This window comes from Escherichia sp. HH41S (genome assembly GCF_009820115.1).
Lineage (GTDB): Bacteria > Pseudomonadota > Gammaproteobacteria > Enterobacterales > Enterobacteriaceae > Escherichia > Escherichia coli_F.
In genome coordinates this window covers 49508-75943 of sequence record NZ_VNXE01000008.1, presented here as the reverse complement: position 1 = coordinate 75943, position 26436 = coordinate 49508, and the positions used below count along the sequence as shown (strand labels likewise).

The following is a 26436-nucleotide window of genomic DNA, read 5'->3' as shown; positions in this document are numbered from 1 at the left end:
GTTTAACTCCTTCTAAAGCAACTCCATCAAGCTAACGAACGCAGTGATAACTCAAAAATAATCATCTCGGCCTGGCATGAGAAGGTGAAGGCCGCATCAAGCTCAACTTGCCCCTCCAGATCCTTAATCTTATAGGCCACGCTGGCCCCTTCATCCGCAGAGGATGCAGCGGCGGCAAGCTCTTTCAGTTTAGTCATAAAGGACTCTGCTTCTTCGCGGGTGGCAAAAAAGCGCGAAAACTTACTGGTACAGTTGTCGTTATCAATCACCGTACCGATATCAATCGCACATCCTTTAGTACTGCATTTATCTACGACATCTTTCATAGGGCACCTCTGTATATTCGCCTCTCTGTCGATTACGACTTAAGAATAATGCGCCGTTAAGGGAAGAACAAACAAGTAATGATCTTATGGATTACCATTTTTTTTGATATTGCTTAAGGTGAAGAGATCAGAAGGATTTTCCGGGCATTGTCATTTTCAACGTGGAAATAACAAACCCGGAAAAAAATAGCAGTAAGAGATATATTAAAGGTTAATTACTTGATTTATTGTCGGCTTTATACTTCACATCCTGAGTATCTTTACCATATTTATTTTCGCCTTGTGTGCCAACAAACGCCCCAAGATCGATAAGCATCATCACCAGAATCAACGTCGGGACAAAACGCCCCACCGCCCATTGCCAGACACCAGGTAAAATCGCCCAGTTACCCGCCAGCAGCATCCACGCCACAATCATCAGAAATGCCCATGCGCCGGAACGCCCGCGATCATGCAAGCGCTTAACGGTTACTGCCGCTGTTGGCCAAAGCAAGCACACAAGGCAAAACGCCGCGGTCTGAATATCGAGTAAATTTTTACCCGCCAGTGAGAAAAGCACCAGCATGCCTGCGAACCACAGGCCTATCCAAATCCAGAAATCACGGCGTCCAATACGCCCTTTAAATGAAAATAACCATTGCTGTATGGTCATGTAAGTTCCTTGATGGTTGTCTTTTCCAGGATTCTACCCTTTTGACAAGGGCGACAGATATCGTTTTAATCGGAGCCAGTCATAACAAAAGGTACTGTCAATGAAGCCAGGGTGTACGCTGTTTTTTCTCTTATGTTCTGCATTAACCGTTACAACAGCGGCGCATGCACAAACACCAGATACGGCAACGACCGCGCCTTATCTGCTGGCTGGAGCCCCTACTTTCGATCTCTCCATCAGCCAGTTTCGAGAAGACTTTAACAGCCAGAACCCCAGCCTGCCACTGAACGAATTTCGTGCCATCGACAGCAGTCCCGACAAAGCCAATCTCACTCGTGCTGCAAGTAAAATTAATGAGAACTTGTATGCTTCTACAGCGCTGGAGCGCGGTACCTTAAAAATCAAAAGCATTCAAATGACCTGGCTACCCATCCAGGGGCCAGAGCAAAAAGCCGCGAAAGCGAAAGCTCAGGAATACATGGCAGCGGTGATCCGCACACTCACCCCATTAATGACCAAAACACAAAGCCAGAAAAAACTGCAGTCGCTACTAACGGCGGGGAAAAACAAACGTTATTACACCGAGACCGAAGGTGCACTGCGTTATGTTGTCGCGGACAACGGCGAAAAGGGGCTGACCTTCGCTGTTGAACCGATTAAGCTGGCGCTATCTGAATCGCTTGAAGGTTTGAATAAATGACAAAAAGCAAAGCCTTTGTGCCGATGAATCTCTATACTGTTTCACAGACCTGCTGCCCTGCGGGGCGGCCATCTTCCTTTATTCGCTTATAAGCGTGGAGAATTAAAATGCGACATCCTTTAGTGATGGGTAACTGGAAACTGAACGGCAGCCGCCACATGGTTCACGAGCTGGTTTCTAACCTGCGTAAAGAGCTGGCAGGTGTTGCTGGCTGTGCGGTTGCAATCGCACCACCGGAAATGTACATCGATATGGCGAAGCGCGAAGCTGAAGGCAGCCACATCATGCTGGGTGCGCAAAACGTGGACCTGAACCTGTCCGGCGCATTCACCGGTGAAACCTCTGCTGCTATGCTGAAAGACATCGGCGCACAGTACATCATCATCGGCCACTCTGAACGTCGTACTTACCACAAAGAGTCTGACGAACTGATCGCGAAAAAATTCGCGGTGCTGAAAGAGCAGGGTCTGACTCCGGTTCTGTGCATCGGTGAAACCGAAGCTGAAAACGAAGCGGGCAAAACTGAAGAAGTTTGTGCACGTCAGATCGACGCGGTACTGAAAACTCAGGGTGCTGCAGCATTCGAAGGTGCGGTAATCGCTTACGAACCAGTATGGGCAATCGGTACTGGCAAATCGGCAACTCCGGCGCAGGCACAGGCTGTTCACAAATTCATCCGTGACCACATCGCTAAAGTTGACGCTAACATCGCTGAACAAGTGATCATCCAGTACGGCGGCTCTGTAAACGCGTCTAACGCTGCAGAACTGTTTGCTCAGCCAGACATCGACGGCGCGCTGGTTGGCGGTGCTTCTCTGAAAGCTGACGCTTTCGCAGTGATCGTTAAAGCTGCAGAAGCGGCTAAACAGGCTTAAGTCTGACAGGTGCCGGATTTCATATCCGGCACTTACTTTCCTTAACTCCTCGCCTTAACGCAAAATCTCACACTGATGATCCTGGATTTCCTCGGCTGAAGCACGGTTCAGCGTCAGTAGATTTCGTTGTGTCGCCAGCAACACAAACGAATTATCACTCTGCCGCACCATCGCCAGCCCGTAGCTTCCCATATGTTCCCGCGCTTCAGGCACTTCTTCTGCAAGCATCATAAATGGGCTGCGTTGTACCAGTTCGCTTTCCGTTACCCGACGCGCCAGGTATTCATGCCCGTGCAAACCACCTGGCAGTGGCAACCAGCGGCTGCTGATGTTCGCCAGATTGTTATCCAGCTGTTCGCGCACATCAGGACGAATACAAGAGATATGAATATGAAAATGGTTTTGCGTACGCCCGGTGCGAGAGTTGATCGCCAAAGAAACCGCGCGATCGGGAACCGGCTGGCCGTATTTTTTGCTCATAAAATCACGCGCCTGCCAGGCCAACCAAAAGAAGTTCGGCGTTGAAGGATCGGTCAACAAAGGACTTTCAGTACCGTTAATACGATACGTTGGCATCAACAGATATTGCAGTGGGCCATTAAGATCTTTTAAAACCACGTATCCGGCATTAGGTTTGACTTCCGCACATGGCGAAGGATTTTGATTTTGCTGCTGATTGGGCAAACATTCCTCAAGGACAATCTTACGTAATGTATCCGACTCTTCACCGGTTAATTTCCAGTAACCAATACCGGCAGCCACAACGGCGATAACTATCATCACCAAAAAAAGAAGACCCGCTTTTTTCATCTTTTTTTCCCTGTACCTCAAAGAGATGCAAGGGTAACGCAAAATCGTGACAAATAAAAAACCCGGTCGCGAGAAACCACCGGGTTTGATAATTATCCTGTGGAAATCAGCGTTTGCTGATCTGATCGAACGTACCGCCGTTAGCAAAATGCTCTTTTTGCGCTTTCGTCCAGCCGCCGAACTCTTCATCAATGGTGAATAACTTCAATTTTGGAAACGCATTTTCGTACTTTTTCGCTACCTCAGCGTCGCGCGGACGGTAGTAGTTTTTCGCGGCAATTTCCTGACCTTCTGGCGAGTAGAGATATTTCAGGTAGGCTTCCGCCACCTCTTTAGTACCTTTTTTCTCAACCACTTTATCGACCACCGACACGGTTGGCTCTGCGAGGATAGACTCACTCGGCGTGACGATTTCGAATTTATCTTTCCCCAGTTCATTCGCTGCCAGCAGAGCTTCGTTTTCCCAGGCAATCAGTACATCGCCAATTCCGCGCTCGACAAAAGTGTTAGTGGAGCCGCGCGCGCCAGAATCCAGAACTTCGACGTTTTTATACAGTGCCCGAACAAAATCCTGCGCTTTTGCCTGATCGTTGTTGTTGTGGTGCAGCGCGTAGCCCCAGGCAGCCAGGTAGTTCCAGCGCGCGCCACCAGAGCTTTTCGGATTAGGCGTGATCACCGAAACACCCGGTTTAATCAGATCGTTCCAGTCATGGATCTGCTTCGGATTGCCCTTACGTACCAGGAAAACAATGGTGGAAGTGTACGGTGCGGAGTTATCCGGCAGACGTTTGATCCACTCTTTATCAATCCGCCCGCGTTCCGCAATTGCGTCCACGTCATAGGCCAGAGCCAGAGTGACAACATCAGCTTCAATACCATTGATTACCGACGTCGCTTGTTTGCCTGAACCACCGTGTGACTGACGAATCACCACGTTATCGCCAGTTTGCTGTTTCCAGTGGGCGCTGAATGCCTTGTTGTACTGTTCGTACAATTCGCGCGTTGGATCATATGAAACGTTAAGAAGCTGAATATCCTTTGCCATAACGCTGGTTGCCGCCAGCAAAAATGTTAACCCTACGCCCCACTTGTTCATCGCCCGACTCTCTTATGTTGTGTTGTGATGAGCAAAGCGTGCCAGAAGGTTAACCAAACATTAAAGAATAAAAAAAGATTGGCTATAACTTGCGGGTATATGTTGGGGGATTAAAAAGGCGGAAGAAATCCGCCTTAGATTGCTGACAAAGTGCGCTTTGTCCATGCCATATGCGGCGCGAACGCCTTATACGGCCTACAAAAGTTTGCAAATTCAATAAATTGCAGAATTCATGTAGGCCTGATAAGCGAAGCGCATCAGGCATTTTTGCTTCTGTCATCGGTTTCAGGCTAAAGGAATCTGCCTTTTTCCGAAATCATTAATACAGTTTTTTCGCGCAGTCCAGCCAGTCGCCTTTGAACGGACGCTTCATGTTTTCGATAGCGTCGATGATGTCGTGGTGAACCAGCTGTTCGTTCTGGATACCTACACAACGACCGCCGTAACCTGCCAGCAGCAGTTCAATGGCGTAAGCACCCATACGGGAAGCCAGAATACGGTCGTAAGGCACCGGAGAACCACCACGCTGAATGTGGCCCAACACAGTTGCACGGGTTTCACGACCAGTTTCTTTCTCGATGAAATGCGCCAGTTCGTCAACATCACACATGTGTTCGGTAATCGCCACAATGGCGTGTTTCTTACCTTTCGCGATACCCGCTTTGATTTCATTTACCAGGTCATCACGGCTGAATTCAACTTCCGGAACCACAACGAATTCACAACCACCGGCGATGGCCGCAGCCAGGGTCAGATCGCCACAGTAACGCCCCATCACTTCCACCACGGAAATACGCTGGTGAGAAGAAGAGGTGTCACGCAGGCGGTCGATCGCTTCTACAACGGTGCTCAGCGCAGTGAAGAAACCGATAGTGTAGTCAGTGCCTTTGATGTCGTTGTCGATAGTGCCCGGCAGGCCGATGCACGGGAAGCCCATTTCGGTCAGACGCATTGCACCCATGTAGGAACCGTCACCGCCGATAACCACCAGCGCGTCGATACCACGTTTTTTCAGGTTTTCGATAGCCACGGCGCGGATGTTCTCGTCGCGGAATTCCGGGAAACGCGCAGAACCGAGGAACGTACCGCCACGGTTGATCATGTCAGACACGCTGTAACGGTCTAGCTGTACCATACGGTCTTCATACAGACCCAGATAGCCGTCATAAATACCCATTACTTCCAGACCTTCTGTCAGCGCAGAACGAACAACCCCGCGAATTGCGGCGTTCATGCCTGGCGCATCACCGCCGCTTGTCAACACACCGATTTTCTTAATCATGACTACCTCTGAACTTTGGAATGCAAAATGAAATCTGTTGCCGGAAGTCTTCTTGCACATCGAAGTGATCCAACGAATGTGCAAATAGTATAACAATCACTTCCTGCTGAATTGATTCAGGTCAGGCCAAATGGCGGTATTTTATACACAAAATGCGGGTCTGGCTCTCTTTTATACTGATTATGAAAGCATAGACCGTTTACCCTCCCTGGGTACGACGGAACAGGGGTCCTGATGGATAATCACATCCGATCCCGGAAAACGCCGTAAAATAGCCTGCTCTACCTGATCCGCCACCATATGTGCCTGAACCAAAGGCAGAGAGTCTTCCATTTCCAAATGAATCTGAATAAAGCGGGTCGGCCCTGACTGCCGCGTGCGAAGATCGTGAGCGCCGCTAACACCCGGCCAGGAAGTCACGATATCAATAATTTCTTGCCGTTCCTCATCAGGTAATGCGCGATCCAGTAATGACTGTACCGCCTCATATCCCATGCGTAACGCGCTATATAAAATATAGATGCCGATTCCCAATGCAAACAGAGCATCGGCGCGATGCCAGCCGTACCAGGACAACCCCAGCGCCAGCAGAATTGCGCCGTTCATCATAACATCAGACTGGTAATGTAGCATATCAGCCCGCACCGCCTGGCTTTGCGTCCGGCGCACCACCCACCGCTGAAACGAGACAAGGATAATCGTACAAATTAGCGCCACAATTGTCACGATAACCCCGACGCCTGGATCTGTCATCGGTGTTGGAGATACCAGATGTTGAATACCCGTCAAAAACAGGAATAGTGCCGAACCGGAGATAAACATACTTTGCGCCAGCGCCGCGAGGGACTCAGCTTTACCGTGACCAAACGAGTGATTATCGTCGGCAGGTTGCAGGGAATATCGCACCACCAGTAAATTCGTCAACGACGCGCCGATATCCACCAGCGAATCCACCAGCGCGGCGAGAATACTCACCGACCCGGTATACCACCATGCAAAAATTTTAATCAGCAATAGCAGCGAAGCCATCGCCGTTGCAGCAATCGCCGCCCGACTGACCAGCCGTCCATAAGATTGATTCATAAATACTCCCGCTATCAACTGACGGTAGTATAACGGAAGCAAATCATCTGCAATGCATTAAGCAGTAGGCAAATTGAGGATAAAAAAAACCCCCACATCATGTGGGGGAAGACAGGGATGGTGTCTATGGCAAGGAAAACAGGGTTTACTACTGGGAACGTGAGTTGCTACTACTCAATAGCTTCAACGATGAACTTTTTTGCCATTGCGTCACGTCGCGCAACTGCTCCATTCGTTGTTGATGTTTCTCGTTTAAAACCGCTTGCTGCTCCGGCGTTAACAGGCGATACATTTGGTTGCGGACTTTTGCCATCTCAACCTGACGAGCAATTTGCTCATTCGCCATTTTTTCTGCCTGTGCGCGCACAGCGTTTTCATCAAAATTTTCTGCGGTGACAAGGCGATGCATTGTCTCCAGTTCGCTAACATTAACAGGAGGCTGTTCGTGCCGGGCCTGTTGCATAAGATCTCGCATCTGCTGACGCTGATGTTCGGTTAAACTTATGCCGTCGAACATATGGCTCTGCGTACTGCGCTGCGTAAGTTCTTCACCCGGATGCCAGTTATCGCCTGAACCGACTTCAGCAGCGTGGCTTAATGAACTGACTGCCAGCGTTGAGGCCATGACGGCAGCGGTAACTATGCGCATCATTTGCTCCCAAAATCTTTCTGTCGCGATTCAACGATAGAGAGTTTACGATTCAGGCTGCAAACATGCGTCAGGGGGTGTAAAACAACGTAAAGTCATGGATTAGCGACGTCTGATGACGTAATTTCTGCCTCGGAGGTATTTAAACAATGAATAAAATCCTGTTAGTTGATGATGACCGAGAGCTGACTTCCCTGTTAAAGGAGCTGCTCGAGATGGAAGGCTTCAACGTGATTGTTGCCCACGATGGGGAGCAGGCGCTTGATCTTCTGGACGACAGCATTGATTTACTTTTGCTTGATGTCATGATGCCGAAGAAAAATGGTATCGACACATTAAAAGCACTTCGCCAGACACACCAGACGCCTGTCATTATGTTGACGGCGCGCGGCAGTGAACTTGATCGCGTTCTCGGCCTTGAGCTGGGCGCAGATGACTATCTCCCGAAACCGTTTAATGATCGTGAGCTGGTGGCACGTATTCGCGCGATCCTGCGCCGTTCGCACTGGAGCGAGCAACAGCAAAACAACGACAACGGTTCACCGACACTGGAAGTTGATGCCTTAGTGCTGAATCCAGGCCGTCAGGAAGCCAGCTTCGACGGGCAAACGCTGGAGTTAACCGGCACTGAGTTTACCCTGCTCTATTTGCTGGCACAGCATCTGGGTCAGGTGGTTTCCCGTGAGCATTTAAGCCAGGAAGTGCTGGGCAAACGCCTGACGCCTTTCGACCGCGCTATCGATATGCACATTTCCAACCTGCGTCGTAAACTGCCGGATCGTAAAGATGGTCACCCGTGGTTTAAAACCTTGCGTGGTCGCGGCTATCTGATGGTTTCTGCTTCATGATAGGCAGCTTAACCGCGCGCATCTTCGCCATCTTCTGGCTGACGCTGGCGCTGGTGTTGATGTTGGTTTTGATGTTACCCAAGCTCGATTCACGCCAGATGACCGAGCTTCTGGATAGCGAACAGCGTCAGGGGCTGATGATTGAGCAGCATGTCGAAGCGGAACTGGCGAACGATCCGCCCAACGATTTAATGTGGTGGCGGCGTCTGTTCCGGGCGATTGATAAGTGGGCACCGCCAGGACAGCGTTTGTTATTGGTGACCACCGAGGGCCGCGTGATCGGCGCTGAACGCAGCGAAATGCAGATCATTCGTAACTTTATTGGTCAGGCCGATAACGCCGATCATCCGCAGAAGAAAAAGTATGGCCGCGTGGAACTGGTCGGTCCGTTCTCAGTGCGTGATGGCGAAGATAATTACCAACTTTATCTGATTCGTCCAGCCAGCAGTTCTCAATCCGATTTCATTAACTTACTGTTTGACCGCCCGCTATTACTGCTGATTGTCACCATGCTGGTCAGTACGCCGCTGCTGTTGTGGTTGGCCTGGAGTCTGGCAAAACCGGCGCGTAAGCTGAAAAACGCGGCCGATGAAGTTGCCCAGGGAAACTTACGCCAGCACCCGGAACTTGAAGCGGGGCCACAGGAATTTCTTGCCGCTGGTGCCAGTTTTAACCAGATGGTCACCGCGCTGGAGCGCATGATGACCTCTCAGCAGCGTCTGCTTTCTGATATCTCTCACGAACTGCGCACGCCACTGACGCGCCTGCAACTGGGTACGGCGTTATTGCGCCGTCGTAGTGGTGAAAGCAAGGAACTGGAGCGTATTGAAACCGAAGCCCAGCGTCTGGACAGCATGATCAACGACCTGTTGGTGATGTCACGTAATCAGCAGAAAAACGCGCTGGTGAGCGAGACATTGAAAGCTAACCAGTTGTGGGGTGAAGTGCTGGATAACGCGGCGTTCGAAGCGGAACAAATGGGCAAGTCGTTTACGGTTAACTTCCCGCCTGGGCCGTGGCCTCTGTATGGCAACCCGAACGCTCTGGAAAGTGCGCTGGAAAACATTGTTCGTAATGCTCTGCGTTATTCCCATACGAAGATTGAGGTGGGCTTTGCGGTAGATAAAGATGGTATCACCATTACGGTGGACGACGATGGTCCTGGCGTTAGCCCGGAAGATCGCGAGCAGATTTTCCGTCCGTTCTATCGCACCGATGAAGCGCGCGATCGTGAATCTGGCGGTACGGGCTTAGGGCTGGCGATTGTCGAAACAGCTATCCAGCAGCACCGTGGTTGGGTGAAGGCAGAAGACAGCCCGCTGGGCGGTTTGCGGCTGGTGATTTGGCTGCCGCTGTATAAGCGGAGTTAAACTCCGCATTTGTAGGCCAGATAAGGCGTTACGCCGCATCCGGCGTTTGAGCAGAATGCCTGATGCGACGCTGATAGCGTCTTATCAGGCCTACTCTCCGGGGGTTATTTTCCCCACAACCGCCGTGAAAAATCTTCGATTTTGCCGCTCAGTCGGCGCTTCTGCATCGTTCGCGTCCAGCTTTTCGATAACCCGGCAGCGGAGAGTAAACGGTGATACTGCTCGTCATCAAACGGCATATGCCATGCGATGGCAGCAGCCTCCTGCACGGTCAAATCGCTGACACGGGAAACCAACTCCAGCGGCGCATCAGCAGATACCAACCCTGGCGCAATCACGCTATACAACCACCCCACTTTACCCGTGTTTTGCATCAACTGCGCTATATCGCTGATATCAAAATGGTAATTGAGTTTATAGCAAGGGGAGCGTGGCTGGCTGACCTGAATAAATGCCTCTCCCCAGCGGAAAATATCGCCAATATAAACATTACTTTCCGTCAGACCGTCGGTTGAGAGATTTTCGCCAAACGCAGGCGCAACAAACAACTCCGCCTGTTCCGGAAATTCCCGCGCCCAGTAGAGATAGTGCTCACGAGGATAATGACACAGCGCTCTGTCTGGCCCGCCGTGAACCTTCTTCTCCGCCTGCTCGTCACCTTCCAGCCCCAGCTCCGTCAGCATCAACTCACCATCAACCTGGATTTTGGCAATTGCGCTGGGTTTGCCTTCGGGATAAGCCTGAATCTTGCCCGTGTATACATCAACCGGATATCGCATCTGTTCCCTCTCCACGAGAAATTTCCCCATTAGACCATATTTATTTTATGTCAGGCGTGCTGTTTTCGCGGTATGTATCCAGGCAGGAGCTCAATAGCAAACCGGACGAACGTTAGTTCATCCGGCTGTGGGGATTAAGGAAGCAGGTTTATTTTACCGTGCCTAAAATTTCGATTTTCGCCACTCTGGCTTTGACTTTACGTGACCAGATAGAGGTAAGAATTGGCACCAGAATCGAAGTCACAATGACCGCCGTCGCGACCAGCGAAGTTGCTGCCGGAGCCATCGGTTTAAACGCAGGCACCATTTCAGCAATCAGCACAGGTGTCGCTACCGCGGCCCCTGCGGAACTGGAAGCGGCAATTCCGGCAGTGCCATCGCCACCGCCAATCAATTTATCGGCGATAATCAACGGAATACCGGTCACGATAATTACTGCCACACCCAACAGGATCCCCAGCAAACCTGTCTGGGCAATTACAGTCAAATCAATGGTATTGCCCAGCGCGAAGGCAAAGAATGGAATCAGCGTCTGCACCGCTTTGCTGAAAAATTCTCGTAATTCAGGGTCAAGGTTCCCAAGGGCAAAGCCCACCAGGAACGGTAATACTGCGCCGACGAAAACATGCGGTTCAAACGAGGCAATCCCGGCAGTGCCCAGAATAATCATCGTCATGAGCGGCCCGGACTCCAATGACATCAACACAAATGCCCCAGCTTCTTCTTTCGTACCGTACTGCTGCATGATGGAAGCGTAAAGTCCGCCGTTGGTCATATCCATCGCCGCCACCAGCGCCAGCGTTGAAAGTCCGGCAAAGAATCCAACTTCAACACCATGTTCCGGAATAATGCGCGAGGCAATTGCCGCAACCACCCACGCGACGGCAATTTTTGTTACCACCAGCGTACCGGATTTACGCAATACCGTTCCCGTCGCGCTTAATTTTATTGACGCCCCCATGCAAAAAAACCACACCGCCAGAATGGGCACCGTACCGGTAATCATCCCGTTGGTGAATGATCCAAAATATTTCCCCGCCCCCGGCGAGAAGGTGTGGCACAGTGCGCCAAGGAATAGCGGGACGAGCATCATCCCCCCCGGGATTTTTTCAATCGAGCGTTTTATCTGCATTTCCATCACCTGTCGGCATATTTTTAAGGGCTGATGCGTAATTCCTCAACGGAGCATCAGTGTTGATGAAAACGAAGATAGACATTCATTTAATCAATAAAAGTGATCAAAACCACATCAATTGAAACACTGTTTTATTTTTATCGGATCATTGTTTTTATTTTGAAATTGATCACAAAAAAACCACCGCCGTTGGCGATGGTTCATTTTTTAAGCTGATATGCGGCGTAAACGCCTCATTGCAGCAGGCGGCAAATGATTATTTTTTCGCCGCGAAACGTGCCGCTGCTTCGTCCCAGTTCACCACGTTCCAGAACTCTTTGATGTAGTCAGGACGGCGGTTCTGGAATTTCAGGTAGTAAGCATGTTCCCACACATCCAGGCCCAGAATCGGGAAGCCGGAAGCGCCAGAAATAGCTTCACCCATCAGCGGGGAGTCCTGGTTAGCAGTAGAAACCACCGCCAGTTTATCGCCTTTCAGCACCAGCCATGCCCAGCCGGAACCAAAGCGGGAAGCTGCCGCTTTCTCAAATTCTGCTTTGAAGTTATCAACGGAGCCGAAGTCACGTTCGATAGCCGCTTTCAGGTCACCCTGTAAGGTGGTGCCTTTTTTCAAACCTTTCCAGAACAGGCTGTGGTTAGCGTGACCGCCAGCGTTGTTGCGCAGTACGGTTTTCTTGTCTGCTGGCAGCTGCTCCAGTTTGGTGATCAGCTCTTCAACCGGCAGGTTGGCAAATTCTGGCAGGCTTTCCAGCGCCGCGTTGGCGTTGTTGACGTAGGTCTGATGGTGTTTGGTGTGGTGGATTTCCATGGTCTGCTTATCGAAGTGCGGTTCCAGGGCATCGTAAGCATACGGCAGGGATGGCAGGGTATAGCTCATATTCATCTCCAGTATTGTCGGGCGGCCGATTGTTAATGCCGCGTAAGCAGTTGGTTCATTATAGTTAATTAAATGATATTGAAAATGATTATCAATGCCGTACTTTTCGTAAGGGTATGGTTTTGCAGGAAAATGCCCGAGATGTGAAGCAAATCACCCACTTAATGCCGTGATTGCCAGTAAATCGACAACGGCGGCAACAGGCGAAAGGTTAATCGACAGCACGATTTTTACACTCATCTCGTCGGAGATGTGACGCGGCGAAAAATGATGAGGATAAGAAGATGAGTAACGCGATTACGATGGGGATATTTTGGCATTTGATCGGCGCGGCCAGTGCAGCCTGTTTTTACGCGCCGTTCAAAAAAGTAAAAAAATGGTCATGGGAAACCATGTGGTCAGTCGGTGGGATTGTTTCGTGGATTATTCTGCCGTGGGCCATCAGCGCCCTGTTACTACCGAATTTCTGGGCGTATTACAGCTCGTTTAGTCTCTCTACGCTGCTGCCTGTTTTTCTGTTCGGCGCTATGTGGGGGATCGGTAATATCAACTACGGCCTGACCATGCGTTATCTCGGCATGTCGATGGGAATTGGCATCGCCATTGGCATTACGTTGATTGTCGGTACGCTGATGACGCCAATTATCAACGGCAATTTCGATGTTCTGATTAATACCGAAGGCGGACGCATGACGTTGCTCGGCGTTCTGGTGGCGCTGATTGGCGTAGGGATTGTAACTCGCGCCGGGCAGTTGAAAGAGCGCAAGATGGGCATAAAAGCCGAAGAGTTCAACCTGAAAAAAGGGCTGGTGCTGGCGGTGATGTGCGGCATTTTCTCTGCCGGGATGTCCTTTGCGATGAACGCCGCAAAACCGATGCATGAAGCAGCTGCCGCACTGGGCGTCGATCCACTGTATGTCGCTCTGCCAAGCTATGTTGTCATCATGGGAGGCGGCGCGATCATCAACCTCGGTTTCTGCTTCATTCGTCTGGCAAAAGTGAAGGATTTGTCGCTAAAAGCCGACTTTTCACTGGCAAAACCGCTGATCATTCACAACGTGTTACTCTCGGCACTGGGCGGTTTGATGTGGTATCTGCAATTCTTTTTCTATGCCTGGGGCCACGCCCGCATTCCGGCGCAGTATGACTACATCAGCTGGATGCTGCATATGAGCTTCTATGTATTGTGCGGCGGTATCGTCGGGCTGGTGCTGAAAGAGTGGAACAATGCAGGTCGCCGTCCGGTAACGGTGTTGAGCCTCGGTTGTGTGGTGATTATTGTCGCCGCCAACATCGTCGGCATGGGCATGGCGAATTAATCTTTCTGCGAATTGAGATGACGCCACTGGCTGGGCGTCATCCCGGTTTCCCGGGTAAACACCACCGAAAAATAGTTACTATCTTCAAAGCCACATTCGGTTGAAATATCACTGATTAACAGGCGGCTATGCTGGAGAAGATATTGCGCATGACACACTCTGACCTGCCGCAGATATTGATTGATGGTCATTCCAGTCTGCTGGCGAAATTGCTGACGCAAAACGCGCTCACTGCACGATGCCTCATCACAAAATTCATCCAGCGCAAAGGGACTTTTCAGGCTGGCCGCCAGCCGGGTAATCAGCTTATCCAGCAACGTTTCGCTGGATGTTGGCGGCAACGAATCACTGGTGTAACGATGGCGATTCAGCAACATCACCAACTGCCCGAACAGCAACTCTGCCATTTCGTTAGCAAACGGCACATGCTGACTACTTTCATGCTCAAGCTGACCGATAACCTGCCGCGCCTGTGCCATCCCCATGCTACCTAAGCGCCAGTGTGGTTGCCCTGCGCTGGCGCTAAATCCCGGAATCGCCCCCTGCCAGTCAAGATTCAGCTTCAGCCGCTCCGGGCAATAAATAATATTCTGCAAAACCAGATCGTTAACGGAAGCGTAGGAGTGTTTATCGTCAGCATGAATGTAAAAGAGATCGCCACGGGTAATGCGATAAGGGCGATCGTTGAGTACATGCAGACCATTACCGCGCCAGACAATTACCAGCTCACAAAAATCATGTGTATGTTCAGCAAAGACATCTTGCGGATAACGGTCAGCCACAGCGACTGCCTGCTGGTCGCTGGCAAAAAAATCATCTTTGAGAAGTTTTAACTGATGCGCCACCGTGGCTACCTCGGCCAGAGAACGAAGTTGATTATTCGCAATATGGCGAACAAATACGTTGAGAAGATTCGCGTTATTGCAGAAAGCCATCCCGTCCCTGGCGAATATCACGCGGTGACCAGTTAAACTCTCGGCGAAAAAGCGTCGAAAAGTGGTTACTGTCACTAAATCCGCAGCGATAGGCGATGTCTGTAACGCTGGCCTCGCTGTGGCGTAGCAGATGTCGGGCTTTCATCAGTCGCAGGCGGTTCAGGTAACGCTGAGGCGTCAGTCCCGTTTTCTGCTTAAGCTGCCGATGTAGCGTACGCAGCGAAAGAGAAAATTGATCCGCCACGGCATCCCAATTTACCTCATCGGCAAAATGGTCCTCCAGCCAGGCCAGAAGCAAGTTGAGACGTGATGCGCTGTTTTCCAGGTTCTCCTGCAAACTGCTTTTACGCAGCAAGAGCAGTAATTGCATAAACAAGATCTCGCGACTGGCGGTCGAGGGTAAATCATTTTCCCCTTCCTGCTGTTCCATCTGTGCAACCAGCTGTCGCACCTGCTGCAACACGCTGTGGTTAACGCGCCAGTGAGACGGATACTGCCCATCCTGCTCTTGTGGCAGCAACTGATTCAGCCCGGCGAGAAACTGAAATCGATCCGGCGAGCGATACAGCACATTGGTCAGACACAGATTATCGGTATGTTCATACAGATGCCGATCATGATCGCGTACGAAACAGACAGTCCCACCGGTGATGGTATAGGGCTGCCCATTAAACACATGAATACCCGTGCCATGTTCGACAATCACAATTTCATGAAAATCATGATGATGTTCAGGAAAATCCGCCTGCGGGAGCCGGGGTTCTATCGCCACGGACGCGTTACCAGACGGAAAAAAATCCACACTATGTAATACGGTCATACTGGCCTCCTGATGTCGTCAACACGGCGAAATAGTAATCACGAGGTCAGGTTCTTACCTTAAATTTTCGACGGAAAACCACGTAAAAAACGTCGATTTTTCAAGATACAGCGTGAATTTTCAGGAAATGCGGTAAGCATCACATCACCACAATTCAGCAAATTGTGAACATCATCACGTTCATCTTTCCCTGGTTGCCAATGGCCCATTTTCCTGTCAGTAACGAGAAGGTCGCGAATTCAGGCGCTTTTTAGACTGGTCGTAATGAAATTCAGCAGGATCACATTATGACCTTTCGCAATTGTGTCGCCGTCGATCTCGGCGCATCCAGTGGGCGCGTGATGCTGGCGCGTTACGAGCGTGAATGCCGCAGCCTGTCGCTGCGCGAAATCCATCGTTTTAACAATGGCCTGCATAGCCAGAACGGTTATGTCACCTGGGATGTGGATAGCCTGGAAAGTGCCATTCGCCTTGGATTAAACAAGGTGTGCGAGCAAGGGATTCGTATCGATAGCATTGGGATTGATACCTGGGGCGTGGACTTTATGCTGCTCGACCTACAGGGTAAGCGTGTGGGTCTGCCCGTTGCTTATCGCGATAGCCGCACCAATGGCCTGATGACGCAGGCACAACAGCAACTCGGCAAACGCGATATTTATCAGCGTAGCGGCATCCAGTTTCTGCCCTTCAATACGCTTTATCAGTTGCGTGCGCTGACGGAGCAACAACCTGAGCTTATTCCACACATTGCTCACGCTCTGCTGATGCCGGATTACTTCAGTTATCGCCTGACCGGCAAGATGAACTGGGAATATACCAACGCCACCACCACGCAACTGGTCAATATCAATAGCGACGACTGGGACGAAACGCTACTGGCGTGGAGCGGGGCCAACAAAGCCTGGTTTGGTCGCCCGACACATCCGGGTAATGTCATTGGTCACTGGATTTGCCCGCAAGGTAATGCAATTCCTGTCGTCGCCGTTGCCAGCCATGATACCGCCAGCGCGGTTATCGCCTCGCCGTTAAACGGTTCCCGCGCTGCGTATCTCTCTTCTGGCACCTGGTCATTGATGGGCTTCGAAAGCCAGACACCATTCACCAATGACACGGCGCTGGCAGCCAACATCACCAATGAAGGCGGGGCGGAAGGTCGCTATCGGGTGCTGAAAAATATTATGGGCTTATGGCTGCTTCAGCGGGTGCTTCAGGAGCGGAAAATCAACGATCTTCCGGCGCTTATCGCCGCGACACAGGCACTGCCGGCTTGCCGCTTCACCATCAATCCCAATGACGATCGCTTTATTAATCCTGACGAGATGTGCAGCGAAATTCAGGCTGCGTGTCGGGAAACGGCGCAACCAATCCCGGAAAGTGATGCTGAACTGGCGCGCTGTATTTTCGACAGTCTGGCGCTGCTGTATGCCGATGTGTTGCATGAGCTGGCGCAGCTGCGCGGTGAAGATTTCTCGCAACTGCATATTGTCGGCGGCGGCTGCCAGAACACGCTGCTCAATCAGCTATGTGCCGATGCCTGCGGTATTCGGGTGATTGCCGGGCCTGTTGAAGCCTCGACGCTCGGCAATATCGGCATCCAGTTAATGACGCTGGATGAACTCAACAATGTGGATGATTTCCGTCAGGTCGTCAGCACCACCGCGAATCTGACCACCTTTACCCCTAATCCTGACAGTGAAATTGCCCACTATGTGGCGCGGATTCACTCTACACGACAGACAAAGGAGCTTTGCGCATGACCACTCAACTGGAACAGGCCTGGGAGCTTGCGAAACAGCGTTTCGCGGCGGTGGGGATTGATGTCGAGGAGGCGCTGCGCCAACTTGATCGTTTACCCGTTTCAATGCACTGCTGGCAAGGCGATGATGTTTCCGGTTTTGAAAACCCGGAAGGTTCGCTGACCGGTGGGATTCAGGCTACTGGCAATTATCCGGGCAAAGCGCGTAATGCCAGCGAGCTACGTGCCGATCTGGAACAAGCTATGCGGCTGATTCCGGGTCCGAAACGGCTTAATTTACATGCCATCTATCTGGAATCAGATACGCCAGTCGCGCGCGACCAAATCAAACCAGAGCACTTCAAAAACTGGGTTGAATGGGCGAAAACCAATCAGCTCGGTCTGGATTTTAACCCCTCCTGTTTTTCGCATCCGCTAAGCGCCGATGGCTTTACGCTTTCCCATGCCGACGACAGCATTCGCCAGTTCTGGATTGATCACTGCAAAGCCAGCCGCCGTGTTTCAGCCTATTTTGGCGAGCAACTCGGCACACCGTCGGTGATGAACATCTGGATCCCGGATGGCATGAAAGATATCACCGTTGACCGTCTCGCCCCGCGTCAGCGTCTGCTGGCAGCTCTGGATGAGGTGATCAGCGAGAAGCTGGATCCTGCGCACCATATCGACGCCGTTGAGAGCAAATTGTTTGGTATTGGCGCGGAGAGCTACACGGTTGGCTCCAATGAGTTTTACATGGGGTATGCCACCAGCCGCCAGACGGCGCTGTGCCTGGATGCCGGACATTTCCACCCAACTGAAGTGATTTCCGACAAGATTTCCGCCGCCATGCTGTATGTGCCGCAGTTGCTGCTGCACGTCAGCCGTCCGGTTCGCTGGGACAGCGATCACGTAGTGCTACTGGATGATGAAACTCAGGCGATTGCCAGTGAGATTGTTCGTCACGATCTGTTCGACCGGGTACATATCGGTCTCGATTTCTTTGATGCCTCTATCAACCGCATTGCCGCGTGGGTCATTGGTACACGCAATATGAAAAAAGCCCTGCTGCGTGCGTTGCTGGAACCTACCACTGAACTGCGCAAGCTGGAAGCAGCTGGCGATTACACTGCGCGTCTGGCGCTACTGGAAGAGCAGAAATCGTTGCCGTGGCAGGCGGTGTGGGAAATGTATTGTCAGCGTCACGATACCCCAGCAGGTAGCGAATGGCTGGAGAGCGTGCGGGCTTATGAAAAAGAAATTTTGAGCCAGCGTGGGTAAACACTGCCGGATGCGGCGCGAGCGCCTTATCCGGCCTACGGGTCGTGCATCCGACAACACCGAATTTACAGGAACACAGAACATGCAAAACATTACCCAGTCCTGGTTTGTCCAGGGAATGATCAAAGCCACCACCGACGCCTGGCTGAAAGGCTGGGACGAGCGCAACGGCGGTAACCTGACGTTGCGCCTGGATGACGCCGATATCGCGCCTTATCAAGACAACTTCCATGCACAACCACGCTATATCCCGCTCAGCCAGCCCATGCCTTTGCTTGCAAATACGCCGTTTATCGTCACCGGCTCGGGCAAATTCTTCCGTAACGTCCAGCTTGATCCTGCGGCTAACTTAGGCGTCGTAAAAGTCGACAGCGACGGCGCGGGCTACCACATTCTCTGGGGGCTAACTCACGAAGCCGTTCCAACCTCTGAACTTCCGGCTCACTTCCTTTCCCACTGCGAGCGCATTAAAGCCACCAACGGTAAAGATCGGGTGATCATGCACTGCCACGCCACCAACCTGATCGCCCTTACCTACGTACTGGAAAACGACACCGCGCTCTTCACTCGCCAGCTTTGGGAAGGCAGCACCGAGTGTCTGGTAGTGTTCCCGGATGGCGTCGGCATTTTGCCGTGGATGGTGCCCGGCACGGACGAAATCGGCCAGGCGACCGCACAGGAAATGCAAAAACATTCACTGGTGTTGTGGCCCTTCCACGGCGTCTTCGGCAGCGGTCCGACACTGGATGAAACATTCGGTTTAATCGACACCGCAGAAAAATCAGCACAAGTATTAGTGAAGGTTTATTCGATGGGCGGCATGAAACAGACCATCAGTCGTGAAGAGCTGATAGCACTCGGCCAGCGTTTCGGCGTTACACCACTTGCCAGTGCGCTGGCGCTGTAAGGAGCAAATATGATCCGCAAAGCCTTTGTCATGCAGGTTAACCCCGACGCCCACGAAGAGTATCAGCGTCGGCATAATCCAATCTGGCCGGAACTGGAAGCAGTGTTGAAATCTCACGGTGCGCATAACTACGCCATTTACCTCGACAAAGCGCGTAATCTGCTGTTTGCCACGGTAGAGATTGAATCTGAAGAACGGTGGAATGCGGTAGCCAGTACTGATGTTTGCCAACGTTGGTGGAAGTATATGACCGACGTTATGCCAGCTAACCCGGATAACAGCCCAGTCAGTAGCGAGCTGCAAGAAGTGTTTTACCTGCCTTAATGAGTTGCGGTGCCGGAAAATATCCAGCACCGCGCCTTCATCAGAAGAAGTATTTAAAGCGAACGCGTGCGCCGTAACGGTCATCATTATCATCACCGTGTTTTTTATCACCGTCGCTATCCAGAATGGAGTAATAAGTACCAAGGTAAATATTAAAGTTCTCCATATCCATCACATTAGCGAACTGATAAGACGCATGAATGGTGTGAATGGTGTACGTCCCTTCATCATCAATCCAGCAGTCGTTATCACAAACTACACCGCTGAATTCATCAATCTTATTGTGCGCGTAGATATAACCCAGCTCGAAACGTTTCCACAGCGCGTTAATCCCGGCAGTGAAATCTTTCTCATTATTAGCATCTAAATAGGCGGTATTAAGATTAACCACGACGCCATTTTCCGGATCCGTTTTCAGGCCATTCCAGGTCATGCTCATACCATAGCCGGTACGATCGGACTGATCGACAAAATTACCCTTGTTATCGGTATAACCATAAGCATTATTTACTACGTTCGCTTCCATCGCTGCGGAAACGGTGAATTCTTCCGTCGGCGACCAGGCAATTACCGGACGCAGATAAGCGACATTTTTCTGCTGCTCCATATCGCGTCCATGATAATTACCGTCATTATATAAAGATGTTCCGTCTTCAAGTAACGTGTTTAATTCAAAATACCAGTTATCGAGTTGTTTGCTGACGAGGAAATTACCGCCAGCGTTAGAGCGCCCGCGGCCCTCTTTCATTATATAGATATAACCGCTGCCATCGTCATAAAGATCGTTCGCAGTATTACCGGAATGTTCAACAAAGGTATCCTGATTCAGCGGGAACATATCGTAGGCTTCAAAACGGCCTACTTTGACCTTCCAGTCGTTTTCTTTGCCAAAGAAGAATACCGCATCATCGATATTTACTGAACCGTGCATATCCCCCAGCGGTTGTGCGGAGAACCCGGCGAAATAACCATTATCCAGTTTTCGCATACCATCAAAACCTAACAGAATACGACCATTGAGATTCCACTGTTCATTAGTGGGATCGCTATTCACATCAGCGTTGGTCATTGCCAGCAGGCCATGATTACTTTCCGCATCCATATTAAATTCTACGTCGCCGTAGATTTTTAAATCGCCATAACCTGAAAGCAAAAGATTAGGTGAGGTGGCATTTTTCTTTGCAGATTCCGCCGTTGTCTGTCCATTTACCGGCGTATTGCCCTGGGCAGCCTTAATTTCGCGGATCTCAGCGGCTTGTTGTGTCTGCAGCTATTTTACCTGCCCCTCTACTTTTGCTGCCCGCATTTCTGCCGCTTCCAGGCGTTCTTCCAGCAATGCCATGCGTTGTTCCAGCGTTAAATGCTGTGTTTTTGCCATTCCGGTACTACATGCCAATAATAAACCGATGGCTAAAGATAATGTCGATTTTTTCATTATTTACGTTCCCTGAAATAAAAGATACCCTACGCTTTCCAAAAGGAATACGTATATAGAGAAATATAAGGTGTGCACTTTCGAATTTTTAATCCAACTTCAGCAGGCCGATGGATAGTATCCCGCCACATAATATGAGTAAATCCGCTGATTTCCTGGAACGTGAGGAATATAACAATAGTGCCGTTTTTAACTAAATATCGTAAAAAATATTAGATATAATTCACGCTGACTCATAAGCCACAAATATAAATAACCTTGCTGCAAAATATGTGCGGCAGTTAAACATTCACAACATCATTAAATAATGATTTCTTATTCACTGCATTTATTTTGCCCATCAATATGTGCCTTACACCGCAAAATTTATCCTTCACTCTGCCTTATATTGTCACGACTTCACGACATATCCGCGCTCATCACAAAACCGCCCCGCCGTTACAATTAACTATAATATTTTTTCATGGAGTCCAATAATGGCAGCCCTTACTGCAAGCTGTATTGACCTGAATATTCAGGGCAATGGCACTTATTCCGTTCTGAAGCAGTTGGCGACAATGGCGTTACAAAACGGTTTTATCACCGACTCACATCAATTCCTGCAAACCCTGCTGGTGCGCGAAAAAATGCACTCCACGGGATTTGGTTCCGGTGTCGCCGTGCCGCACGGTAAAAGCGCCTGCGTTAAACAACCGTTCGTGTTATTCGCCCGCAAAGCGCAGGCTATTGACTGGAAAGCCAGCGATGGCGAAGACGTCAATTGCTGGATCTGCCTCGGCGTGCCGCAAAGTGGCGAAGAGGATCAGGTCAAAATCATCGGCACACTGTGTCGCAAAATTATCCACCAGGATTTTATCAACCAACTGCGACAGGGCGACGCCGACCAGGTGCTTGCTTTGTTAAATCAAACCCTCAGCTCATAAGGAAGTGGCGATGGAGTCATCCTTACGTATTGTCGCGATCACCAACTGCCCCGCCGGGATCGCTCACACCTACATGGTGGCGGAAGCCCTGGAACAGAAAGCCCGTTCTCTCGGCCATACCATTAAAGTGGAAACTCAAGGATCAAGCGGCGTCGAAAACCGCTTATCCAGCGAAGAGATTGCCGCTGCCGATTACGTGATTCTCGCTACCGGGCGTGGCCTGAGCGGTGATGATCGCGCGCGATTTGCCGGGAAAAAGGTTTATGAGATTGCCATCTCCCAGGCGCTGAAAAATATCGACCAGATTTTCAGTGAATTACCGACAAACTCACAACTTTTTGCCGCAGATAGCGGCGTGAAGCTCGGCAAACAGGAAGTGCAAAGTGGCAGCGTAATGAGCCATCTGATGGCGGGCGTCTCTGCGGCGCTGCCGTTTGTCATCGGTGGCGGTATCCTGGTGGCGCTTGCCAACATGCTGGTGCAGTTCGGTTTGCCGTATACCGATATGTCGAAAGGCGCGCCGTCGTTTACCTGGGTGGTTGAATCCATCGGTTATCTCGGTTTCACCTTTATGATCCCCATTATGGGCGCTTATATTGCCTCGTCGATTGCCGATAAACCGGCTTTCGCTCCGGCTTTTCTGGTTTGTTATCTGGCAAACGACAAAGCCCTACTCGGCACCCAGTCGGGTGCGGGATTCCTCGGCGCGGTGGTGCTGGGGCTGGCGATTGGCTATTTCGTCTTCTGGTTCCGTAAAGTCCGTCTCGGCAAAGCGTTACAACCGCTGCTCGGTTCCATGCTTATCCCGTTCGTTACTCTGCTGGTTTTTGGCGTACTGACTTACTACGTTATCGGACCGGTGATGTCCGATCTCATGGGCGGGCTGCTGCACTTCCTGAACACCATTCCTCCATCAATGAAGTTTGCGGCGGCGTTTCTGGTCGGTGCGATGCTGGCGTTCGATATGGGCGGCCCCATCAACAAAACCGCCTGGTTCTTCTGCTTCTCACTGCTGGAAAAACACATTTACGACTGGTACGCCATCGTCGGCGTTGTCGCGCTAATGCCGCCTGTCGCGGCGGGTCTTGCGACGTTCATTGCGCCCAAACTGTTTACTCAACAGGAAAAAGAAGCCGCCAGTAGTGCCATTGTGGTCGGTGCCACAGTCGCAACCGAACCGGCTATTCCTTACGCTCTGGCAGCCCCGTTGCCGATGATTACCGCCAATACGCTGGCGGGCGGTATTACCGGCGTGCTGGTGATCGCTTTCGGAATCAAACGTCTGGCACCTGGTTTGGGTATCTTTGACCCGCTGATCGGCCTGATGTCGCCGGTAGGTTCATTTTATCTGGTGCTGGCGATTGGCCTCGCGCTGAACATTTCATTCATTATCGTCCTGAAAGGATTATGGTTACGCCGCAAAGCCAAAGCTGCGCAACAGGAGCTTGTCCATGAACATTGAGTTACTGCAACAGTTGTGCGAAGCCAGCGCCGTCAGCGGCGATGAACAGGAAGTTCGCGACATTCTGATGAACACGCTGGAACCCTGCGTGAATGAGATCACCTTCGATGGTCTGGGCAGCTTTGTTGCCCGTAAGGGGAATAAAGGGCCGAAAGTTGCCGTTGTCGGGCATATGGATGAAGTCGGCTTTATGGTCACCCACATCGACGAGAGCGGTTTTCTGCGTTTTACCACCATTGGCGGCTGGTGGAATCAGTCGATGCTCAACCACCGGGTAACCATACGCACACACAAGGGAGTGAAAATCCCTGGTGTAATTGGCTCCGTCGCGCCACATGCGTTAACCGAAAAGCAAAAGCAACAACCGCTGTCATTTGATGAGATGTTCATTGATATTGGCGCAAACAGTCGCGAAGAAGCGGAAAAACGTGGCGTGGAGATTGGCGATTTTATTAGCCCGGAAGCCAATTTTGCCTGCTGGGGCGAAGATAAAGTGGTCGGCAAGGCGTTGGATAACCGCATCGGCTGCGCAATGATGGCTGAGCTATTGCAGACGGTGAATAACCCCGAAATTACGCTGTATGGCGTTGGCAGTGTGGAAGAAGAAGTTGGGCTACGCGGGGCGCAAACCTCGGCTGAACACATTAAACCGGATGTGGTGATCGTGCTGGATACCGCTGTCGCGGGCGATGTTCCAGGCATTGATAACATTAAATATCCGCTGAAACTGGGCAACGGGCCGGGGCTGATGCTGTTTGACAAGCGCTACTTCCCCAACCAGAAACTGGTAGCAGCGTTAAAAAGCTGTGCCGTACATAACGATTTACCACTGCAATTTTGCACCATGAAAACCGGTGCGACGGATGGCGGGCGCTACAACGTGATGGGCGGCGGACGTCCGGTTGTCGCGCTGTGCCTGCCAACGCGTTATCTGCACGCCAATAGCGGTATGATTTCAAAAGCCGATTACGATGCTCTGCTCACGTTGATAAGGGATTTTCTGACCACTTTAACCGCGGAGAAAGTCAACGCGTTTAGCCAGTTCCGTCAGGTGGATTAATGCTAAACGAACGCCAGTTAAAGATTGTCGATCTGCTGGAGCAACAGCCACGCACGCCTGGCGAGCTGGCGCAACAGACTGGCGTTTCTGGCAGGACCATCCTGCGTGATATTGACTATCTCAACTTTACCCTTAACGGCAAAGCCCGCATTTCCGCCAGTGGCAACGCGGGCTATCAGCTGGAAATCTTCGAGCGCCGCAGCTTTTTTCAGTTGCTGCAAAAGCACGATAACGACGATCGGCTGCTGGCGCTTTTGTTGCTGAATACCTTCACTCCCCGTGCGCAACTCGCCTCGGCGCTTAATTTGCCAGAAACGTGGGTCGCAGAGCGCCTGCCCCGCCTGAAACAGCGCTATGAACGCAGTTTTTGTCTCGCCAGTCGCCCCGGCTTAGGTCATTACATAGATGAGACGCAAGAGAAACGCATTATTTTGCTGGCAAATCTGTTACGCAAAGATCCGTTTTTAATTCCGCTGGCGGGCGTAACACGAGACAATTTTCAACAATTAACCACCGCCTGCGAAAAGCAACGTCGCTGGCCGCTGATGCAAGGCGACTATCTCTCAAGCCTGATTCTGGCTATTTACGCGTTGCGTAATCAGCTTACTGACACATGGCCTGAATATCCCGGTAGCGAGATAAAACAGATTGTTGAATATAGCGGCCTGTTTCTTGGTGATAACGCTGTAAGAACGTTGACGGGGTTGATAGAAAAACAGCATCAACAGGCGCAGGTTATTTGTGTCGATAATGTGCTGGCATTGCTGCAAAGGGTGCCGGGCATTGCGTCATTGAATATTATTGATACGCAACTGGTTGAGAATATTACCGGGCATTTATTACGTTGCCTTGCCGCGCCGGTGTGGATTGGAGAGCACCGCCAAAGCAGCATGAATAACCTGAAAGCCGCCTGGCCTGCGGCCTTTGATATGAGTCTGCACTTTATTACGCTACTGCGTGAACAACTCGATATTCCCCTTTTCGACAGCGATCTGATTGGTTTGTATTTTGCCTGTGCGCTGGAACGGCATCAAAACGAACGCCAGCCGATCATTTTGCTCTCTGATCAGAACGCGATTGCCACTATTAATCAGCTCGCCATTGAGCGCGATGTCCTGAATTGTCGGGTGATTATTGCCCGCAGCGTAAGCGAACTGGTTGCCATTCGCGAAGAGATTGAGCCGTTATTGATCATTAATAACAGCCATTATTTACTGGATGACGCGGTCAATAATTGCATCATCGTAAAAAATATCATTACGGCTGCCGGTATCGAACAAATAAAACATTTTCTGGCGACGGCATTTATTCGCCAGCAACCGGAGCGTTTTTTTTCTGCCCCCGGAAGTTTTCATTATTCGAATGTACGTGGTGAAAGCTGGCAACATATTACCCGGCAAATATGTGCGCAATTAGTGACGCAACACCACATTACCGCCGATGAAGCACAACGGATCATCGCCCGCGAAAGCGAAGGCGAAAACCTGATTGTTAATCGTCTCGCCATCCCACATTGCTGGAGCGAACAGGAACGACGTTTTCGTGGATTTTTTATTACCCTCGCCCAACCGGTTGAGGTGAATAACGAAGTAGTTAACCATGTGCTGATCGCCTGTGCCGCCGCCGATGCGCGTCATGAGCTAAAAATATTTAGCTATCTTGCCAGCGTATTGTGCCAGCATCCGGCAGAGGTTATTGCCGGGTTAACAGGATATGAGGCATTTATGGCGTTACTTCACAAGGGGTGAACTGTGTC

25 protein-coding genes and 1 pseudogene are annotated in these 26436 nt (G+C 50.8%); 13 read left to right on the top strand and 13 right to left on the bottom strand.

Translation table 11 applies throughout. The annotated features are described in order from the left end of the window. Positions 1-26 precede the first annotated feature (26 nt). Positions 27-326 carry a DUF406 domain-containing protein gene (locus FQZ95_RS02355; protein WP_000655986.1) on the bottom strand — a complete coding sequence of 100 codons (300 nt, stop codon included), beginning with the start codon at positions 324-326 and terminating at the stop codon, positions 27-29. A gap of 211 nt (positions 327-537) precedes the next feature. After that, positions 538-978 (bottom strand): DUF805 domain-containing protein, encoded by a 441-nt coding sequence (locus FQZ95_RS02350; protein ID WP_000155257.1) that lies wholly within the window; start codon positions 976-978, stop codon positions 538-540. A 100-nt stretch (positions 979-1078) separates the two neighbouring features. Here FQZ95_RS02350 and FQZ95_RS02345 point away from each other — a divergent pair, with 100 nt between their 5' ends. Together FQZ95_RS02345 and tpiA are read left to right on the top strand one after the other, a co-directional pair. Continuing rightward, positions 1079-1678 carry a YiiQ family protein gene (locus tag FQZ95_RS02345; RefSeq protein ID WP_000802214.1) on the top strand — a complete coding sequence of 200 codons (600 nt, stop codon included), beginning with the start codon at positions 1079-1081 and terminating at the stop codon, positions 1676-1678. A 107-nt stretch (positions 1679-1785) separates the two neighbouring features. After that, the gene (gene tpiA / locus FQZ95_RS02340) at positions 1786-2553 is read left to right on the top strand and encodes a triose-phosphate isomerase (protein ID WP_001216325.1); all 768 of its coding nucleotides are present in this window, start codon (positions 1786-1788) and stop codon (positions 2551-2553) included. Between the two features lie 54 nt (positions 2554-2607). Here the strand turns inward: tpiA and cdh are convergent, their stop codons facing one another. The 5 genes from cdh to cpxP form a co-directional block, all read right to left on the bottom strand. After that, positions 2608-3363, bottom strand: coding sequence for a CDP-diacylglycerol diphosphatase (gene cdh, locus FQZ95_RS02335; RefSeq protein ID WP_001355351.1), 756 nt, complete (start codon positions 3361-3363; stop codon positions 2608-2610). A gap of 106 nt (positions 3364-3469) precedes the next feature. After that, positions 3470-4459, bottom strand: coding sequence for a sulfate/thiosulfate ABC transporter substrate-binding protein Sbp (gene sbp, locus FQZ95_RS02330; RefSeq protein WP_001045689.1), 990 nt, complete (start codon positions 4457-4459; stop codon positions 3470-3472). A 319-nt stretch (positions 4460-4778) separates the two neighbouring features. Next, positions 4779-5741 carry a 6-phosphofructokinase gene (pfkA, locus tag FQZ95_RS02325; RefSeq protein WP_001355350.1) on the bottom strand — a complete coding sequence of 321 codons (963 nt, stop codon included), beginning with the start codon at positions 5739-5741 and terminating at the stop codon, positions 4779-4781. Positions 5742-5921: 180 nt separating this feature from the next. Continuing rightward, positions 5922-6824 carry a CDF family cation-efflux transporter FieF gene (gene fieF / locus FQZ95_RS02320; RefSeq protein ID WP_001076748.1) on the bottom strand — a complete coding sequence of 301 codons (903 nt, stop codon included), beginning with the start codon at positions 6822-6824 and terminating at the stop codon, positions 5922-5924. A 148-nt stretch (positions 6825-6972) separates the two neighbouring features. After that, positions 6973-7473, bottom strand: a complete 501-nt coding sequence (gene cpxP, locus FQZ95_RS02315; RefSeq protein WP_001223800.1) for a cell-envelope stress modulator CpxP — start codon at positions 7471-7473, stop codon at positions 6973-6975. Between the two features lie 149 nt (positions 7474-7622). Here cpxP and cpxR point away from each other — a divergent pair, with 149 nt between their 5' ends. Further along, positions 7623-8321: an envelope stress response regulator transcription factor CpxR gene (cpxR, locus tag FQZ95_RS02310; RefSeq protein WP_001033722.1), complete on the top strand. Its 699-nt coding sequence runs from the start codon at positions 7623-7625 to the stop codon at positions 8319-8321. Beyond that, positions 8318-9691, top strand: coding sequence for an envelope stress sensor histidine kinase CpxA (gene cpxA, locus FQZ95_RS02305; RefSeq protein ID WP_000580426.1), 1374 nt, complete (start codon positions 8318-8320; stop codon positions 9689-9691). The genes cpxR and cpxA overlap by 4 nt, the downstream gene beginning before the upstream one ends. A 104-nt stretch (positions 9692-9795) precedes the next feature. Here cpxA and yiiM read toward each other — a convergent pair whose 3' ends face one another. From yiiM to sodA, 3 genes are all read right to left on the bottom strand, one after another. Further along, entirely contained in the window at positions 9796-10470 is a 675-nt protein-coding gene (gene yiiM / locus FQZ95_RS02300) for a 6-hydroxyaminopurine reductase (protein ID WP_160529842.1), read from the bottom strand. Positions 10471-10618: 148 nt separating this feature from the next. Beyond that, positions 10619-11602 carry a 2-keto-3-deoxygluconate transporter gene (kdgT, locus tag FQZ95_RS02295; RefSeq protein ID WP_001166064.1) on the bottom strand — a complete coding sequence of 328 codons (984 nt, stop codon included), beginning with the start codon at positions 11600-11602 and terminating at the stop codon, positions 10619-10621. A gap of 259 nt (positions 11603-11861) precedes the next feature. Beyond that, a complete protein-coding gene (sodA, locus tag FQZ95_RS02290; protein WP_005015733.1) occupies positions 11862-12482 on the bottom strand; it encodes a superoxide dismutase [Mn] in 621 nt (206 codons plus the stop codon). Between the two features lie 284 nt (positions 12483-12766). Here sodA and rhaT point away from each other — a divergent pair, with 284 nt between their 5' ends. After that, on the top strand, positions 12767-13801 hold the full coding sequence (rhaT, locus tag FQZ95_RS02285; RefSeq protein WP_000063508.1) for an L-rhamnose/proton symporter RhaT: 1035 nt from the start codon (positions 12767-12769) through the stop codon (positions 13799-13801). Here rhaT and rhaR read toward each other — a convergent pair. Together rhaR and rhaS are read right to left on the bottom strand one after the other, a co-directional pair. Further along, a complete protein-coding gene (gene rhaR / locus FQZ95_RS02280; RefSeq protein WP_001361122.1) occupies positions 13798-14646 on the bottom strand; it encodes an HTH-type transcriptional activator RhaR in 849 nt (282 codons plus the stop codon). The genes rhaT and rhaR overlap by 4 nt on opposite strands. 73 nt (positions 14647-14719) lie before the next feature. Continuing rightward, entirely contained in the window at positions 14720-15556 is an 837-nt protein-coding gene (gene rhaS / locus FQZ95_RS02275; RefSeq protein ID WP_000217153.1) for an HTH-type transcriptional activator RhaS, read from the bottom strand. A 287-nt stretch (positions 15557-15843) separates the two neighbouring features. Here rhaS and rhaB point away from each other — a divergent pair, with 287 nt between their 5' ends. The 4 genes from rhaB to rhaM all read left to right on the top strand — a co-directional run bounded on the left by rhaB (position 15844) and on the right by rhaM (position 19800). Beyond that, the gene (rhaB, locus tag FQZ95_RS02270) at positions 15844-17313 is read left to right on the top strand and encodes a rhamnulokinase (protein WP_160529841.1); all 1470 of its coding nucleotides are present in this window, start codon (positions 15844-15846) and stop codon (positions 17311-17313) included. Beyond that, positions 17310-18569, top strand: a complete 1260-nt coding sequence (gene rhaA / locus FQZ95_RS02265) for an L-rhamnose isomerase (protein ID WP_088542131.1) — start codon at positions 17310-17312, stop codon at positions 18567-18569. The genes rhaB and rhaA overlap by 4 nt, the downstream gene beginning before the upstream one ends. An 82-nt stretch (positions 18570-18651) precedes the next feature. Further along, a complete protein-coding gene (gene rhaD / locus FQZ95_RS02260; protein ID WP_032185621.1) occupies positions 18652-19476 on the top strand; it encodes a rhamnulose-1-phosphate aldolase in 825 nt (274 codons plus the stop codon). A 9-nt stretch (positions 19477-19485) separates the two neighbouring features. Then, positions 19486-19800 (top strand): L-rhamnose mutarotase, encoded by a 315-nt coding sequence (gene rhaM, locus FQZ95_RS02255; RefSeq protein WP_000619503.1) that lies wholly within the window; start codon positions 19486-19488, stop codon positions 19798-19800. A 40-nt stretch (positions 19801-19840) separates the two neighbouring features. Here rhaM and FQZ95_RS02250 read toward each other — a convergent pair. Continuing rightward, positions 19841-21235: pseudogene (locus FQZ95_RS02250) on the bottom strand (carbohydrate porin). A gap of 476 nt (positions 21236-21711) precedes the next feature. Between FQZ95_RS02250 and FQZ95_RS02245 the strand changes: the two are divergent. The 4 genes from FQZ95_RS02245 to FQZ95_RS02230 are packed head-to-tail and all read left to right on the top strand — an operon-like array spanning position 21712 to position 26428. Then, positions 21712-22158, top strand: coding sequence for a PTS fructose transporter subunit IIA (locus tag FQZ95_RS02245; protein WP_160529840.1), 447 nt, complete (start codon positions 21712-21714; stop codon positions 22156-22158). 10 nt (positions 22159-22168) lie between these two features. Next, complete coding sequence (locus FQZ95_RS02240; RefSeq protein WP_021574865.1) at positions 22169-23620, top strand: PTS fructose-like transporter subunit IIBC; 1452 nt, start codon at positions 22169-22171, stop codon at positions 23618-23620. Continuing rightward, the gene (locus tag FQZ95_RS02235; RefSeq protein ID WP_160529839.1) at positions 23610-24680 is read left to right on the top strand and encodes an aminopeptidase; all 1071 of its coding nucleotides are present in this window, start codon (positions 23610-23612) and stop codon (positions 24678-24680) included. Before FQZ95_RS02240 ends, FQZ95_RS02235 begins: the two co-directional genes overlap by 11 nt. After that, positions 24680-26428 (top strand): putative frv operon regulatory protein, encoded by a 1749-nt coding sequence (locus FQZ95_RS02230; RefSeq protein WP_160529838.1) that lies wholly within the window; start codon positions 24680-24682, stop codon positions 26426-26428. The genes FQZ95_RS02235 and FQZ95_RS02230 overlap by 1 nt, the downstream gene beginning before the upstream one ends. Positions 26429-26436: the final 8 nt, after the last annotated feature.